The sequence below is a fragment of the Brevibacterium sp. 50QC2O2 genome (genome assembly GCF_024580675.1).
GTDB classification, from domain to species: Bacteria; Actinomycetota; Actinomycetes; order Actinomycetales; family Brevibacteriaceae; genus Brevibacterium; species Brevibacterium moorei.
This window is the reverse complement of record NZ_JANIJZ010000019.1, coordinates 1-14,661: the sequence shown is the minus strand read 5'-3', so window position 1 is coordinate 14,661 and position 14,661 is coordinate 1. Positions and strand designations below refer to the sequence as shown.

General features: G+C 66.3%; 13 protein-coding genes and 1 other RNA gene. 7 read left to right on the top strand and 7 right to left on the bottom strand.

The features are described 5' to 3' along the window. Positions 1–23: 23 nt before the first annotated feature. Positions 24–412: RNase P RNA component class A (gene rnpB / locus NQ038_RS13215), an RNA gene on the top strand. Positions 413–460: 48 nt separating this feature from the next. Here the strand turns inward: rnpB and NQ038_RS13210 are convergent. Genes NQ038_RS13210 through map form a run of 3 tightly spaced genes read right to left on the bottom strand, consistent with a single transcriptional unit; the run spans position 461 to position 2,735 of the window. Then, positions 461–928 (bottom strand): NAD(P)H-dependent oxidoreductase, encoded by a 468-nt coding sequence (locus tag NQ038_RS13210; RefSeq protein ID WP_257046769.1) that lies wholly within the window; start codon positions 926–928, stop codon positions 461–463. A 38-nt stretch (positions 929–966) separates the two neighbouring features. Then, the gene (ppgK, locus tag NQ038_RS13205; RefSeq protein WP_257062779.1) at positions 967–1,812 is read right to left on the bottom strand and encodes a polyphosphate--glucose phosphotransferase; all 846 of its coding nucleotides are present in this window, start codon (positions 1,810–1,812) and stop codon (positions 967–969) included. Positions 1,813–1,835: 23 nt separating this feature from the next. Beyond that, positions 1,836–2,735, bottom strand: a complete 900-nt coding sequence (gene map, locus NQ038_RS13200; RefSeq protein ID WP_257062778.1) for a type I methionyl aminopeptidase — start codon at positions 2,733–2,735, stop codon at positions 1,836–1,838. Between the two features lie 63 nt (positions 2,736–2,798). Between map and NQ038_RS13195 the strand changes: the two genes are divergently transcribed. The 4 genes from NQ038_RS13195 to NQ038_RS13180 all read left to right on the top strand — a co-directional run bounded on the left by NQ038_RS13195 (position 2,799) and on the right by NQ038_RS13180 (position 8,201). Further along, the gene (locus NQ038_RS13195) at positions 2,799–3,554 is read left to right on the top strand and encodes a FadR/GntR family transcriptional regulator (protein ID WP_257062777.1); all 756 of its coding nucleotides are present in this window, start codon (positions 2,799–2,801) and stop codon (positions 3,552–3,554) included. A 72-nt stretch (positions 3,555–3,626) separates the two neighbouring features. Next, positions 3,627–3,830, top strand: coding sequence for a hypothetical protein (locus NQ038_RS13190; protein WP_257046765.1), 204 nt, complete (start codon positions 3,627–3,629; stop codon positions 3,828–3,830). A gap of 5 nt (positions 3,831–3,835) precedes the next feature. Further along, a complete protein-coding gene (locus NQ038_RS13185; RefSeq protein WP_257046921.1) occupies positions 3,836–5,173 on the top strand; it encodes a glutamine synthetase family protein in 1,338 nt (445 codons plus the stop codon). A gap of 7 nt (positions 5,174–5,180) precedes the next feature. Beyond that, positions 5,181–8,201, top strand: a complete 3,021-nt coding sequence (locus tag NQ038_RS13180; RefSeq protein WP_257046764.1) for a bifunctional [glutamine synthetase] adenylyltransferase/[glutamine synthetase]-adenylyl-L-tyrosine phosphorylase — start codon at positions 5,181–5,183, stop codon at positions 8,199–8,201. A 129-nt stretch (positions 8,202–8,330) separates the two neighbouring features. Here NQ038_RS13180 and glnA read toward each other — a convergent pair whose 3' ends face one another. Further along, positions 8,331–9,755, bottom strand: coding sequence for a type I glutamate--ammonia ligase (gene glnA / locus NQ038_RS13175; RefSeq protein ID WP_257046763.1), 1,425 nt, complete (start codon positions 9,753–9,755; stop codon positions 8,331–8,333). Positions 9,756–9,962: 207 nt separating this feature from the next. On the opposite strand from glnA, the gene NQ038_RS13170 reads away from it, so the two are divergent. Then, the gene (locus NQ038_RS13170; protein WP_257046762.1) at positions 9,963–10,403 is read left to right on the top strand and encodes an RDD family protein; all 441 of its coding nucleotides are present in this window, start codon (positions 9,963–9,965) and stop codon (positions 10,401–10,403) included. Between the two features lie 111 nt (positions 10,404–10,514). On the opposite strand, the gene NQ038_RS13165 is transcribed toward NQ038_RS13170, so the two are convergent. From NQ038_RS13165 to lipB, 3 genes are read right to left on the bottom strand one after another with little or no spacing between them, the layout of a single operon-like run. Further along, the gene (locus tag NQ038_RS13165; RefSeq protein WP_257046761.1) at positions 10,515–11,249 is read right to left on the bottom strand and encodes a DUF4191 domain-containing protein; all 735 of its coding nucleotides are present in this window, start codon (positions 11,247–11,249) and stop codon (positions 10,515–10,517) included. Positions 11,250–11,278: 29 nt separating this feature from the next. Next, entirely contained in the window at positions 11,279–12,325 is a 1,047-nt protein-coding gene (gene lipA, locus NQ038_RS13160; protein WP_257062775.1) for a lipoyl synthase, read from the bottom strand. 39 nt (positions 12,326–12,364) lie between these two features. Continuing rightward, on the bottom strand, positions 12,365–13,003 hold the full coding sequence (lipB, locus tag NQ038_RS13155) for a lipoyl(octanoyl) transferase LipB (RefSeq protein WP_257046759.1): 639 nt from the start codon (positions 13,001–13,003) through the stop codon (positions 12,365–12,367). Between the two features lie 165 nt (positions 13,004–13,168). Here lipB and NQ038_RS13150 point away from each other — a divergent pair, with 165 nt between their 5' ends. After that, the gene (locus tag NQ038_RS13150) at positions 13,169–14,617 is read left to right on the top strand and encodes a hypothetical protein (protein WP_257062774.1); all 1,449 of its coding nucleotides are present in this window, start codon (positions 13,169–13,171) and stop codon (positions 14,615–14,617) included. The last annotated feature ends 44 nt before the right edge of the window (positions 14,618–14,661 follow it).

Below are 14,661 nucleotides of genomic sequence, written 5' to 3'. Positions count from 1 at the left end.
TAGGGGAGTAGACTTGGGTGCGGACAGGTCGTCGAACGGTCGCGTCGACACGCCCGGAAGGGTGCGTCGCCGAGGAACGTCCGGGCTCCACAGAGCACGGTGGTGGGTAACGCCCACCCGGGGTGACCCGCGGGATAGTGCCACAGAGAACAGACCGCCCCTGCTCCACCATTGGTGAGGCGGGGGTAAGGGTGAAACGGCGGTGTAAGAGACCACCGGGGACCCAGGTGACTGGGTCTGCCAGGTAAACCCCACCGGGAGCAAGATCAGACAGATGGTTCGGGCTGCTCGTCATGCCATCGGGTAGATCGCTCGAGGCCGTCGGCAACGGCGGTCCTAGATAGATGACCGTTGATTGGGATCCGGGTAACCGGCCCATGCACAGAACCCGGCTTATAGGCGGCCTGTCCACCCTCACCGGGGAAAACGCTAGATCAGGGCCCGTTTCGTCACCGGATCGTCACAGCGCACTGGCCAGGACGGTCGCCGTCATCTCCTGGACCCGGTCGAGCTGCTCGGTCTGCACCTCGCCTGTCCACACGACCGGCTCGTGGACCAAAGACCACCCCAGGCCCGTGGTGATCGCCTCCATCGCCCGCTGCGCGCCCGTCGTGTCGTAGCCGCCGTGGATCCAATACGAGAACGGCCTGCCCGCCGTGGGTTCGCGCACCTGGTCGTAGACGGTGTCGAAGAAGTGCTTGAGCGCGCCGCTGATATAACCGAAGTTCGCGGTCGTGCCGAGCACATAGGCATCGGCGGCCAGGACCTGGTCGATGTCCGGTTCGAGCGCCGCAGTCTCCACGAGTTCGAGCTGCCCGTCGCTGACCAGGTCGTGCAGATCATCGAGCCGGAGGGCCGCCAGAGCGGCATCGGCGATCCGCCTGGTCGCGGGAGTGGGCGAGTGATGGATGAGGAGTACGCGTGTCATCCCTTCACGCTAACGCACAAGTGCCACCCCGGGGCGGATCAGCGGGATTTATTGCCGCGCAGTCGCTTGGGCACCCCCGCCTTGGGCTTCCCACCGTGGGCGGCGAAGAGCGCGGCGCCCACGATACCCGCCTCATTGCGCAACTGGGCGGGTATCAGGGCAGCATTGGTATGGATGAGCGGGAGGAATTCCGCATGCCGTTTCGACACCCCGCCGCCGACGATGAAGGCATCGGGGTTGAGGATCTTCTCCAGCTCCGCATAGTACCGTTGCAGGCGCTCGGCCCAAGCCGGGAAGTCCAGTCCTTCCCGCACTGCCACTGACCGTGCGGCCACGGCCTCGGCCTCGGCCCCGTCGAGTTCGATATGGCCCAGTTCGCTGAACGGGAAGAGCCGGCCGGCGGTGAACAGTGCAGTGCCGATCCCGGTGCCCAGCGTGGTGATGACGACGGTGCCCCGTCTGAAGCGCCGACCGGCCCCATAGGCCATCTCCGCCAGTCCAGCGGCATCGGCGTCGTTGAGCACATGGGAACAACCGGTCAGCCGGCCTGCCAGCTCGCCCAAGTGTGCGCCGATCCAGGAGGGGTCCAGATTGGGCGCATAGCCGACCACGCCCTCTTTGACGACCCCGGGGAAGGCGGTGCCGGCCGGCAGTCGGTCCAGCCGCGGCGCCCGGTCCGCACCGTACTCGGCCACCGTCTGCGACTGCAGGGCCGCCAGGGCCGCACGCAGGGACTGCTCCACCGCCGCCGGCGTCGCCGGCTGTGGCGTATCCACTCTGGCCCGTTTGCCGACCAGGCGCCCGCGTGCCACGTCGACCAGCCCGGCCTTGATGCCGGTGCCGCCGATGTCGATGCCGATGGCGAGATTTCCGTGAGTGGGCATGCTCGGGGTCCTTTACGTCGAGGCTATTTCCAGAAGTCGGTGAGCTCGTCTGCGAATTCGCCGGTGGGCAGGGTGAGGATCTCCGGACCGTCCTCGGTCACAACCAGGGTGTGTTCGAACTGGGCGGAGGGGAGCAGATCGGCGGTCACCACTGTCCAGTCGTCGTCCCATTGCCGCCAGTCGGCGGTCCCCAGGTTCAGCATCGGCTCGACTGTGAACACCATGCCCGGCTCGATCACCTCGGCATGGGCCGGTGCGGCATCGTAGTGGGGGACCACCAGGCCGGAGTGGAAGTCCCTGCCGACTCCATGACCCGTGAAGTCGCGTACCACGCCGTAGCCGAAGCGCTTGGCGTACTTCTCGATGACGCGGCCGATGACGTTGACCTGCCGACCGGGACGCACCGCCTTGATCCCGCGCATTGTCGCCTCGTAGGTGTGCGCGACCAGGTCCTTGACCTCCGGGGCCACTGTGCCGACGCCGAAAGTGAAATTGGTGTCTCCGTGTACGCCGTCCTTGAAGACGGTGACGTCGAGGTTGAGGATGTCCCCGTCGGATAGCACCGTGGAGTCGGGAATGCCGTGGCAGATGACTTCGTTGACGGATGTGCAGATGGATTTGGGGAATCCTCTGTATCCCAGGCACGAGGGATATCCGCCCATATCGCAGATGTACTCATGGGCGATCCGGTCCAGTTCGTCGGTTGTCACGCCGGGGGCGATGGCACGCCCGGCCAAGGCGATCGCGTTGGCGGCGATGGCTCCGGCGGAGCGGATATGCTCGATTTCCTCCGGTGTGTGTTTATCACCGGTGAGCCCTTCACGCGGCTCTGGCCGGCCCACGTACTCGGGGCGGTCGATGGAGGTGGGAACTCTCCGGTGCGGGCTCAGGGTGCCTTTTTCAACGTGGGTGTTCTTTGCCATGATAGGAATCAGTCTAGACGTCCGAGCAATCGAACAAACGAACAATCGAACAGGTGGTCGTTTATGCAGGAACTCAAAGGGTTGGAGACAGTGGTCTCCGTGCCGACGACGGGCCAGCAGATATCCGATCACATCCTCTCGGCGATCGCCGTCGGCGCTCTACCGGTCGGTACCCCGCTGCCGAGCGAACGTGAGCTCGCACAGGCCCTGCAGGTCTCGCGCTCATCGGTGCGCGCCGGCTTGGACCGCTTGGAACGGGCCGGCTTCGTCCTCCGGCGTCGCGGCAGGGGCGGGGGCACCTTCATCGCAGCGGGCGACGCGGGCGAACTGGCCGGACAGCAGGAGCACCTGGCGACCTTCCGCGCCGAACGCGAATCGCTACTCGACGCCAGGGCGATCGTCCACGGGCGACTGGCCCATGTTGCGGCCCTGCGCCGCACGCCGGAGGACGCACACGATATCAGCGCCGCTGCCGCCCGCTATGCACAGATGGACGATCCGATCCACGCCCGCAGCGCCGACGCGCATTTCCACCATACGATCGCCAGAGCGACCGGAAACGAGGAACTGGTCAGGATCTCAGTCGACCTGGACCGGCGGATCAACGCCGGCTTCCGACACGACCCGTTTTCGCCCGAACTGTTCGCAGCAGCCCAGCGCGACCACGCTGCGATCGCCGCTGCCATCGCAGCGGGACGCGCGCAGGAAGCCGGCGTCCTGTGTGAGGAGCACTTCCGCGCTACGACGATGCAACCGGGTTCCGCCGGGGCCGAAGAGGATGCTCGTGCACTCGGGGACGACACAGTCGGCAGGCGATAGGCTAGAGGCGATACGCCAGAAGGCGGTCCACGACTCCGCCGGGTGGCGGACACGGCCGAAGAAGGAGACGAGATGGCTGAGGAGAACGGACTTCCCGGTGACGTCAAGTACTGGTTCAACGTGCGCACCGGCCAGGTCGAAGAGGGCCCGCTGAGCGGTTGGGAGAACCGCATGGGCCCGTACGATACGCGTGAAGAGGCACAGGCGGCGCTGCGCACGGCCGCCACCCGCAATCGGGATTGGGACGACGAGGACAAGGACTGGGACGGCAAATGACCGGGTTGAGTAAACAAGAGGAATTCGTCCTGCGCACGGTCGAGGACCGCGATGTGCGCTTCATCCGCCTGTGGTTCTCCGACGTCCTGGGTCGGTTGAAGTCGGTGGCGATCGTGCCGGCGGAACTCGAAGGATCCTTCGGCGAGGGCATCGGGTTCGACGGTTCGGCGGTCGAGGGCCTGTCACGCGTGTTCGAGGCGGACATGGTCCTCAAACCGGACCCCTCGACCTTCAGCCTGCTGCCGTGGCGCGGAGAGGAAGAGCCCACAGGGCGGATGTTCTGTGACATCATCTCGCCCGACGGTGGGCCCGCGATGTCGGATCCGCGCAATGTCCTCAAGCGGACGATGGACCGTGCCGCTGCCCTGGGCTTCACGTTCTACGTCCACCCGGAGATCGAGTTCTACCTGTTTCAGTCGGGGGAGCTGAACGGCGGACTGCCCATTCCCGTGGACTCCGCCGGCTATTTCGACCACGTCAACGGCGGCACGGCCAATGACTTCCGCCGCACCGCGGTGCAGACCCTGGAGGCCATGGGGATCTCCGTCGAGTTCTCCCATCACGAGGCGGGACCTGGCCAGAACGAGATCGACCTGCGCTACGCCGACTCCCTGACCATGGCCGACAACGTCATGACCTTCCGCGCGATGGTCAAGGAGGTGGCGGCCGCCCAGGGCGTGTACGCGTCCTTCATGCCCAAGCCCCTGGCCGACCAGCCCGGCAACGGCATGCACACGCACGTCTCCCTGTTCGAGGGCGAGGAGAACGCCTTCTACAGCCCATCGGGGGACTATCAGCTCTCGACCACGGGACGCCAGTTCGTCGCGGGCCTGCTGCGCCATGCCCCGGAGATCTCCGCCGTGACCAATCAGTACGTCAACTCCTATAAGCGCTTGTGGACCGGGCACGAGGCCCCGTCCTACATCTGTTGGGGCCACCGCAACCGTTCGGCCCTGATCCGGGTACCGCAGTACAAATCGGGGAAGTCGTCCTCTGCCCGGATCGAGTTCCGCGGGCTGGATTCCTCAGCCAACCCCTATCTGGCGTATTCGCTCATCCTGGCTGCGGGCCTCAAGGGCATCGAGGAGGGCTACGAACTGCCCCCGGAGGCCGAAGACGATGTGTGGCTGCTCTCCGACGGGGAACGCCGGGCACTGGGCATCGAGGCCATGCCGGCCTCGTTGAACGAGGCGATCATCGCGATGGAGAACAGCGAATTGGTCGCGCAGACCCTGGGCGAGGAGGTCTTCGACTACTTCCTGCGCAATAAGCGCAAGGACTGGGAGGACTACCGCGCGCAGGTCACCCAATTCGAACTGAGCCGCGACTTCAGTTCCCTGTGAGCAGCTGATGCCGCAGACGCGACGGTCCCAGCCGACGGGCCGGCCGGGCAAATCGGGCCGGCCCCAGGCCAGTTTCCGCTATCCCCGCTTCCTCACCGAGGCCGCGCAGTTGCTGGACCGACCTGCGCTGTCCGCCGCTGCCGCCACGGCACTGGCGCGTTCGGTGGCCGACCCCGACGCCGCCGGTCTGGCGGTTATCCGTGTGGCCGAGGCCGTGGCAACTCATCCGGATGCCTCTGGATTGGCCGACCTGCTGGCCACGTCACAGGTCCTGCGTCGGGTCATCGCCCTGGGTGGGTATTCCGAGGCGTGCATCGACTTCATTATCCGGCATCCGCAGTCCCTGCGAATGCTGGCCCTGCCGGAACCGGGGTCCACCACCTGCCTGCTGGGAACCTCTGCGGCGGCGCAGCCGGCCCTGCGCGCGCACCTGTTCGACGCCGTCGGAGCGGACCCGGAGGCACCTGCGCCAGTGGCCATGGTGCGCGGGGAGGAAGGCCGGACCGCACTGCGCGTGGCCTACCGGGAACTGCTGATCCGGCTGACCGCCGATGATCTGCTCGCACAGTGTCCCACTGATGTGGTCGCCGAGGTTTGCCGGATCCTGGCGGACATGGCCGCCTCGGCGATCGATGCGGCACTGGCGGTGGCACGGGCGGAATTGGATCCGGATGCCCGAGTCCGCTTGGCCGTCATCGGAATGGGCAAGTGCGGCGCACGCGAATTGAACTACGTCTCCGATGTCGATGTCGTCTACTGTGCGGAGCCTGCGGCCGAACGCGAACTGGCCACTGCACTGGCCAACCGCGTCGCCGAGCTCATCGACCGGCCGGCCGCGGAGCCCGCACTGTGGGAACTCGATGCGGCACTGCGTCCGGAGGGCAAGGCCGGCCCGCTGGTCCGGCCCCTCGAGGAATTCCGCTCCTACTATGAGCGAACCGCTGAGAACTGGGAGTTCCAGGCCCTGCTCAAGGCCCGTCCGATCGCCGGCGACGTCGCGCTGGGGCACGAGTGGTTCGAGGCGTTCAATCCGCTGGTGTGGACGGCGGCGGCCCGTCCGGGCTTCATCGACGGGGTACGCGCCATGCGGCGGCGCGTCGTCGATCTGATCCCGGCCAACGAGGCCGCCCGCCAGCTCAAACTGGGCAGCGGCGGACTGCGCGACGTGGAATTCTCAGCCCAGCTGCTGCAATTGGTCCACGGGCGCGAGGAGCAGGAGATCCGTGTTACGGCGACCCTCGACGTGATCCCGCGGCTGGCTGGATTGGGCTATATCGGGGCCGATGACGGCCGCGATCTGGCCGCGGCGTATCGGTTCATGCGGGTCGTCGAACACCGTCTGCAGATCCCCCGGATGCAGCGCACGGCTTTGTTGCCGGATGATCCGGGCCGACTGCGGACCCTGGCCAGGGCCGTCTACGCCGATGGGGACCGAAGCGCCGAGCGCCTGGCGGCCGAGCGGACTGTCCACTCCCGCCGAGTGCGGGTCCTACACCAGCAGATCTTCTACCGGCCCATTCTGCAGGCCGCCGCGGGAGCCGACTCCATCGTGCGGATGTCCGATTCGGCCGCCCGCGACCGCCTGGCCGCCTTCGGCTACAAGGATCCGAAGTCCGCGCTGCTGCACATCGGCCGCCTGGCCCAGGGCACCGGGCGCAGCGCACACGTGCAGAAGCAGGTGTTGCCGGCCCTCCTGGACTGGTTCGCCGACGGCGTGGATCCGGATGCGGCTCTGCTGTCCTTCCGCCGCCTGTCCGAGTCATTGTCCGGTTCGACCTGGTATCTCAAGATGCTGCGCGACTCGGGTGTGGCGGCCAGGGCAATGGCCCGTGTCCTGTCGCTTTCGGCGTATGCTACGGAACTCCTGTTGAAGAATCCCTCGGCGGTGGCCTGGCTCGAAGAGCCACTGACGCTGGCCGTGCGCAGCGATCTGCGGGCCGAGACGGCGGGCCTGCTGCGCCGGCACGGCGCAGAATCGATTCCGGCTATCAGAGGCCTGTACGGGCGCGAACTGTTGCGCTGTGCGCTGGCCGATGTGCTCGAAGTCGGGGACCGAACGGAGATTCCGGCCCGGCTCGCGCAGATCGTCGATGCCACGATAGCGGCTGGCTGCCAGGCCATGCGCCTGGCCATGGACACCCCGGAAACGCCCGCCTACGAGTTCGCGGTCATCGCGATGGGCCGGCTGGGCGGTGCGGAGGTCGGCTATTCCTCCGATGCGGATGTGATGTTCGTCTACCGTCCGGCAGGCGATCTGGACGACGACGCCAGGAGCCGTCTGGCCACTCACGTTAAGAAGCTCGCCCTGCGCCTGATCCACGAGCTGGGCCAGGCGGGCGCCGCCCCGGCCGTCGAGCTGGACGCGGATCTGCGGCCGGAGGGCAAGAACGGACCGCTGGTGCGCACCCTGGAGAGCTACCGGGCGTACTACGGCAAGTGGTCGGAGCCCTGGGAGGCTCAGGCCCTGCTGCGGGCGCGTCCGATCGCCGGCGATCAGAGTCTGGCTGCGGACTATCTCGAACTCATCGAGCCGCTGCGCTACCCGGCAGTCGTCCCCGAGAGCTCTTTGCGCCAGATGCGCAGGCTCAAGGCGCGGATGGAGGCCGAGCGCTTGCCGCGCGGGGCCGATATCCGCAGGCATTTGAAGTTGGGCCACGGGGGACTATCGGACGTAGAGTGGACGGTTCAGCTGTTGCAGCTGGTCCACGGGCACGGGGAAGCGGCCCTGCACACCACCTCGACCCTGCCGGCCTTGCACGCTGAGGTGGCACTGGGCGTAATCGGTGGGGAAGACGCACAGGTTCTCGAGGAGGCCTGGTTGGCGGCCACCCAGATCCGCTGTGCAGCGGTGCTCTTCCGCGGGCGCATCGCAGATTCCCTGCCGGCCCGGCCGGAGGACCTGGAAGCGGTTGCACGGCTGATGGGTTACGGCCCTGGTCTGTGGCAGGAGTTCCAGGACGACTATCTGCGTGCGGCACGGCACGCCAGGAAGGTGGTCGAGCGGCTGTTCTTCGGCTATGAGGAGTGACGCGAGTCGAGATCCGAAGCGCGGTGCCAGGGCAGCGTGCGTTCCACCCACAGAGAACGATAAGGGCTGTGGCCCGCAACCGAAGCGGTTGCGGGCCACAGCCCTTATCGTTGAGCCGGTCTGATCGGATCAGACGGTGTAGTACAGCTCGAACTCGGCCGGAGTCGGGCGCAGGCGCACGACGTCGAGTTCGTTCTCACGCTTGTACTTGACCCACGTTTCGATCAGATCGGGCGTGAAGACATTGCCGGCGGTGAGGAACTCGTGGTCGGCCTCGAGTTCGGCCAGGGCATCCTCGAGGGAGTTCGGGGTGAGCTTGATGTCGCCCAGTTCCTCCGGGGGCAGTTCGTAGAGGTCCTTGTCGATCGGCTCCGGCGGCTCGATGCGGTTCTTGATGCCGTCGAGGCCGGCCATCAGCTGGGCGGCGAAGGCCAGGTAGGGGTTCGACGAGGGATCGGGCACGCGGAACTCCAGGCGCTTGGCCTTGGGCGACGAGCCGGTGACCGGGATGCGGATGGCGGCCGAGCGGTTGCGTGCCGAGTAGACCAGGTTGACCGGTGCCTCGTATCCGGGAACCAGACGACGGTAGGAGTTGATCGTCGGGTTCGTGAAGGCCAGCACGGCGCCGGCGTGTTCGATCAGGCCGCCGATGTACCAGCGGGCCAGATCGGAGAGGTTGGCGTAGCCGTTCTCGTCGAAGAACAGCGGCTTGCCGTCCTTCCACAGCGACTGGTGGCAGTGCATGCCGGAGCCGTTGTCACCGTACATGGGCTTGGGCATGAAGGTCGCGGTCTTCTCGAATTCGTTCGAGACGTTCTTCACGACGTACTTGAAGTCCAGCAGCTGGTCGGCGGCCTTCTGCAGGCTGTCGAACTTGTAGTTGATCTCCTGCTGGCCGGCTGTGCCTACTTCGTGGTGGGCGCGTTCGACGGAGAAGCCGATCTCCTTGAGCGTCAGTGAGATAGCATCGCGGATGTCGGCGAAGTGATCGGAGGGGGAGACGGGGAAGTAGCCGCCCTTGATGGGGGTCTTGTAGCCCAGGTTGTGGCCGCCCTCTTCGGCGCCGGTGTTCCAGGCCGCTTCGACGGAGTCGATCTTGTAGAAGGCGCCGCCGGGCTGGCTGTCGTAACGGATCGAGTCGAACAGGTAGAACTCGGCCTCAGCGCCGAAGAAGACCGTGTCGGCGATCCCGGTGGACTTCAGGTAGGCCTCGGCCTTGGCTGCGACCTGGCGGGGATCGCGGGAGTAGGGCTCGTCGGTGAAGGGATCGACGATCGAGTGCGTGACGACCAAGGTCTTGGCCTCGCGGAACGGGTCGATGAAGGCCGAGGTGACATCGGCCAGCAGCTTCATGTCCGATTCGTTGATCGACTGGAAGCCGCGGATGGACGAGCCGTCGAAGAGCAGGCCCTCTTCGATTTCGTCCTCGCCGTAGGCCTCAGCCGGCATGTTGAAGTGCTGTACGGTGCCCGGCAGGTCGCAGAAGCGGACGTCGACGAACTCGACGTCCTCTGCCTTCAGATAGGCGACGAGTTCAGAGGCTGATGTAAACAAGCTCACTCCCAGTGTCAATCGATACGCGATACATATGAATTACCGCGTTGCTCTGACCACTTTAGCCAGATGCCGTAACCGCTGAGTGTCCCGAATGTTTCGGAGATGTTTCAGCGACCACTCCTTCATCCTATGCGGTGCAGCCCTGCAATGTGGCGAAGGCCTCCGGATGCGGTCGGGAATCGTCTCAGGCGATACCCTGGTGGGGTGATCGACAGAGATGATATCGGCTCCTGGCTCAACGGCCCCGACCTCTCCATGCGCCCGGGCGACTGGCCCGGCAAACGCCTGGGTCTGCCCCAGGAGGGCCCGGGCTCGGTCGCCCCACACTGGAAGAGGTTCCTGTCCCTGTGCATCGACTGGGGCCTGTGCCTGCTGATCTCCACCGCGTTCTTCCACGGGGACTCCTGGGTGACGCTGGGGCTGTTCCTGGTGGAGAACTGGGTGCTGCAGTCCACCCTGGGGTACACGATCGGTCAGCGGGTGCTGCGGGTGCGGCTGCTGGGCCCTGGCGGGACTCGCCGCAATCCGGGCTGGATCCTGGTGCGGGTTGTCTTGCTGGCTCTGGTCATCCCGGCAGTCGTCTACAACGGCGATCGTCGCGGTTTGCACGACTTGGCGGCGAACGTCACAGTGGTCAGAATGTGACCGATGTCCTCCGTATTCGGATGGAGGGGACGACGAAGACGATGAAACAGGGCCCCTGTTCACTACACGGAGTGTGGATGGAACAGGGGCCCTGTTGCGTGCTGCGAGGTATCAGCGACCACGCATGGCGCGGCGGTCCGGGCGCGCCCGGCTGGGGTCGATGCCCTTGGGGATCGGAGCCCGCTTCGAAATGGTGCCCAGTGCGGTCAGGCGCTTGCGAATGACCAGGACCTCCGACTTGTTGAGCTTCCGCGGGATCTTGTAGACCTCCTTGGTCAGCCGGTTCATCGGGATCTGTCCCTCGCCCTCGCCACCGAGCAGGGTGTTGACCGGAACACCGGGGAGCACCCTCTCATGGCGCTTGCGTTCCTTGTCCACCAGCTTGGCCACGCGTCCGGCGGGGCCCTCGCCCACCAGGACGACGCCGCCGCGGCCGGTGGCGCGGTACACCAGGTCGCGTGTCTTGGGGTCGACAGCCACGGGCTCGTCGTCGGCCAGCCAGGACTTGCGCACCGTGTTGAGGACCGCACCGTAGGCGCCGGGCTTGCCACGCATCTCCTCGAACGCCGCGGTTTCGGCGAAGCGTCCCAGGATGAAGGTAGCACCGAGGACGCCGACCATCAGGCCCAGGATGATCCACAGCCAGATGGGTGGCAGCAGCAGGCCGACCAGGGCGCCGAGGGCGCCGCCGCCGAGCACCGCGGCGGCCAGGATCCACGGCAGGGCCTTGTAGTGCTTGGCCGCCAGCTTGTAGACCTGCTTCATCTGGGCGATCCGGCCCGGATTGTTCGGATCTTTCGGCTTGCGCTTGAAGCGTTTGGGCTTCGGTTCGTTCGAAGTAGACATGGACTCGTTTCTTGACAGTTGCGGACTGCTCAGTATTTTACCTCTTCGCCCGCGCCGAAGGTATCGACCACCGCCTGGGCCTCCTGCCTGGCCGGGGATTCGGAGTCACGGTCGAGGTGGGCCAGGTGGGCCGGAATCGGGCGCCCCTTGCGGCGCATGGCCTGCGCCCACAACCGCCCCGCCCGGTACGAGGAGCGGACCAACGGCCCCGACATGACCCCCAGGAAGCCGATTTCTTCGGCTGCATCGCGCAATGTGACGAAGTCCTGTGGCTTGACCCACCTGTCGATCGGATGATGGCGCGGCGACGGGCGCAGATACTGGGTAATCGTCAGCAGGTCGCAGCCGGCGTCGTGGAGGTCCTGCATGGCTGCGACGACTTCGTCGTTGGTCTCTCCCATGCCGAGGATCAGGTTCGATTTCGTCACCAGGCCGGCCGCGCGGGCCTTCGTCAACACGGACAGTGAACGGTCGTAGCGGAAGCCGGGGCGAATACGTTTGAAGATGCGGGGGACCGTCTCGACATTGTGGGCCAGGACCTCGGGGCGGGAGGAGAAGACTTCAGCCAGCTGGTCGTCGTCCGAGTTGAAATCGGGGATGAGCAGCTCGACGCCGGTGCCCTGTCCGTCGGCGGTGTCCAGCCCGTGGATGAGGCGAACCGTCTCGGCGTAGAGCCAGGCCCCACCATCGGCCAGATCATCACGGGCCACGCCGGTGATCGTCGAATACCGCAGGCCCATGGTGGCGACCGATTCGGCGACCCGGCGCGGTTCGTCGGCGTCGAAGTCGGCGGGCTTGCCCGTGTCGATCTGGCAGAAGTCACAGCGTCGGGTGCACTGTTCGCCGCCGATCAGGAAAGTCGCCTCGCGATCCTCCCAGCATTCGAAGATGTTCGGGCACCCGGCCTCTTCGCATACCGTATGCAGCCCGGACGTGCGCACCAGGGATTTCAATTCGGAGAATTCGGGGCCGATATGGGCCTTCGCCTTGATCCAGTCGGGTTTGGACTCGATCGGGGTCTCCGAATTCCTGGCTTCGACGCGCAGTAATCTGCGTCCCTCGGGTGCGATTGTCACGTGCTGGTCCTTCCTGTGTGGGGTCAGGCTGTGTGGGGGTCAGGCGGTGATATGGCGATTCAGAAGTGCGATGGCCTCATCGGCGAGTGCGGCGGGAGTGACCTCCCTGTGAAGCTCGCGGCTGATGGAGGTCACCCCGGCGTCGACTATTCCGCAGGGGACGATGTTGTCGAATCCGGAGAAGGAATTGGAGCAGTTAATGGCGACACCGTGCATGGTCACGCCGTCGTGGATGCGAATGCCAATCGCGGCGATTTTGCGTTCGGGACCGGTGGCATCGGCCTCCAGCCAGACTCCGGCGCGCCCGTCCACGCGTCCGGCTTCGATTCCCAGGCCGGCGAGCAGTTCGATGACGGCATCCTCGATTTGGCTGACGTAGAGGCGAACGTCCTTGGCGTCGTTGAGTCGGTATACCGGGTAGAGGACCAGCTGGCCGGGTCCGTGCCAGGTGATCTTGCCTCCGCGGTCGATGTCGATGACCTCTGTGCCGTCGAGGGGGCGCTCGTGGGGCTCGGTACGCTTGCCCGCCGTGTAGACGGCCTCGTGTTCGAGTGCCAGGAGCGTGGAGTCCCGTGTGCCGGCGACGACCTCGTCATGGTAGGCGTTCTGAATGCCCAGGGCGTAACGGTAATCGACGAGTTCGGGGGCGAAGCCGAGTTTTTCAACGGTGAGGACCATGGCACCACCCTATGTCCAGCCGGGTGCTGTGGGCAAAGACACCCGGCGACGGGCGCTGGGAACCGACGGGAGGAGTGATTCAACCGGTGTCGGGCTATTTCTGGTGGAGAGCGTTATCTATTATCAACAAAACGACATAAACGCTCTTAGCCATTGGAACTGATTATGAACGATGACGAGCAGCAGGAAACAACGGGTGTCCGCGAGGATGACCAGGAAAAATGGACTCTTGTCCATCAGCTGGAGCACGACCTCTTTCGTGTTGAAGCGGATGGCCGCAGCCGCTGGTTCGTCACCGGCGCCGACGCTCCCGGCGGCGCTTGGACGGGTGCGCGCCCCCGCGTCGCGCGGATGTACGACCCGATTGACGGACAGACGTTAGAGGGCCTGCTGGTGTCCCGCTGTGAAGGCGGGACCCTGCGCATGTATCTGGGTACGGCGGGACCGCTGAGCGTGTCCCGCTGCCTGTTCCTACTGCACCGGGTGGTCGAAGCGCTCGACGGCGCGCCACCGCCACCTGAGGGGATGAGCAGGGTGCACCTCGATGCCTTCGGCGTGGATGCGAGAGGCGACATCGTGCTCGTCCCCGGGAGGTACGGCTCCGCCGCGGGACGGGATGAGGCATGTGCTCTGGCCCGTCTGGCCGTGGTAGCGCTGAGTGGCGACCTCACCGCCGACATCGGCGCCCCGCCCGCTTCGCTGGCACCGGGTATGCCAGACGAACTGGCCGAGTTCCTCAGCGACCTGGCTTACGGCAGCGCCCGCTACGCCACGGACCACGGCCTGGCCACCGAGCGAGTGCGCGAACGTCTTGACGCCTGCGGCCAAGGAGAGCCCCTGCCGTTCATCGCGGCGGAGACCGGCGTGGCCGTCGAACAGGCACGGACGGCGAGCACGCCCGCCATCGGGCCGGGAGCGGAGGCGCTGAGCGAGCGTTATGCAGGTGTGCGGTCGAGGCAGCACGAAGACGGTCAGGCGGACTCCGTTGCGCTATTGCGGGCCGCACGGGGGAGCCGGCTGGTCCGCCGGTCAGCGGAGCCGTCCGAGGGCCGGATGGGTCGGCGCCGGTCCCGTCGGTCCGGAGGATGGGCCGTCTTGGTGCGGCGTTCGGCCGTACCCGTGCTGGGTGGGGCGTTGCTGCTCGTGGGGGTTGGGATTCTCCTGTCCGGTCCCTGGCATGATGCCGAGAAGATCCCGGCGGTGGGGGAGGCCGGCGGAGCGACTCCATCGGCCGTGGCGGCCGAGTCGGATTCACTGCACGATCCGGAGGAGCCGGTCGGCGCCTGGCGGGCACTGACGCGCTTGCGCGAGGCCGCGTTGGAGACCGGGGATGCTGGGGCGCTGGCAGACCTCAGCGTGCCGAACTCACCTGCGGCTCGGGCTGACGCGCAAACAGACCCGGGGACGCACCGGGGATCCGACGTGCAACTGAGCGTTGAGCCGGGCGCTCCGGAGGTGGTCGGCGCGCGGCGGGTGCGGCTGCGCAGCACCATGGGCGCGAAGGTGACGGGTGCCTCCGGCACGGTGGACTACGGCACGCGCACGGTGTGGGTCGAACTGAGGTTCGCCAACGGCGTCTGGAAGGTCTATTCGGTCCTTGAAGCCGAAGGTTAGTCCAGACGCCGAAGCGGCGGGGCGGAGCGGGTATCCCGCTCCGC

What these genes read in the sequence shown, in the direction of transcription:
- map (WP_257062778.1), bottom strand. Translation starts at nt 2,735, where the DNA reads ATGGCAAAGAACACCCACGTTGAAAAAGGCACCCTGAGCCCGCACCGG.
- NQ038_RS13210 (WP_257046769.1), bottom strand. Translation starts at nt 928, where the DNA reads ATGACACGCGTACTCCTCATCCATCACTCGCCCACTCCCGCGACCAGG.
- NQ038_RS13165 (WP_257046761.1), bottom strand. Translation starts at nt 11,249, where the DNA reads ATGTCTACTTCGAACGAACCGAAGCCCAAACGCTTCAAGCGCAAGCCG.
- NQ038_RS13150 (WP_257062774.1), top strand. Translation starts at nt 13,169, where the DNA reads ATGAACGATGACGAGCAGCAGGAAACAACGGGTGTCCGCGAGGATGAC.
- ppgK (WP_257062779.1), bottom strand. Translation starts at nt 1,812, where the DNA reads ATGCCCACTCACGGAAATCTCGCCATCGGCATCGACATCGGCGGCACC.
- NQ038_RS13180 (WP_257046764.1), top strand. Translation starts at nt 5,181, where the DNA reads ATGCCGCAGACGCGACGGTCCCAGCCGACGGGCCGGCCGGGCAAATCG.
- NQ038_RS13195 (WP_257062777.1), top strand. Translation starts at nt 2,799, where the DNA reads ATGCAGGAACTCAAAGGGTTGGAGACAGTGGTCTCCGTGCCGACGACG.
- lipB (WP_257046759.1), bottom strand. Translation starts at nt 13,003, where the DNA reads ATGGTCCTCACCGTTGAAAAACTCGGCTTCGCCCCCGAACTCGTCGAT.
- NQ038_RS13190 (WP_257046765.1), top strand. Translation starts at nt 3,627, where the DNA reads ATGGCTGAGGAGAACGGACTTCCCGGTGACGTCAAGTACTGGTTCAAC.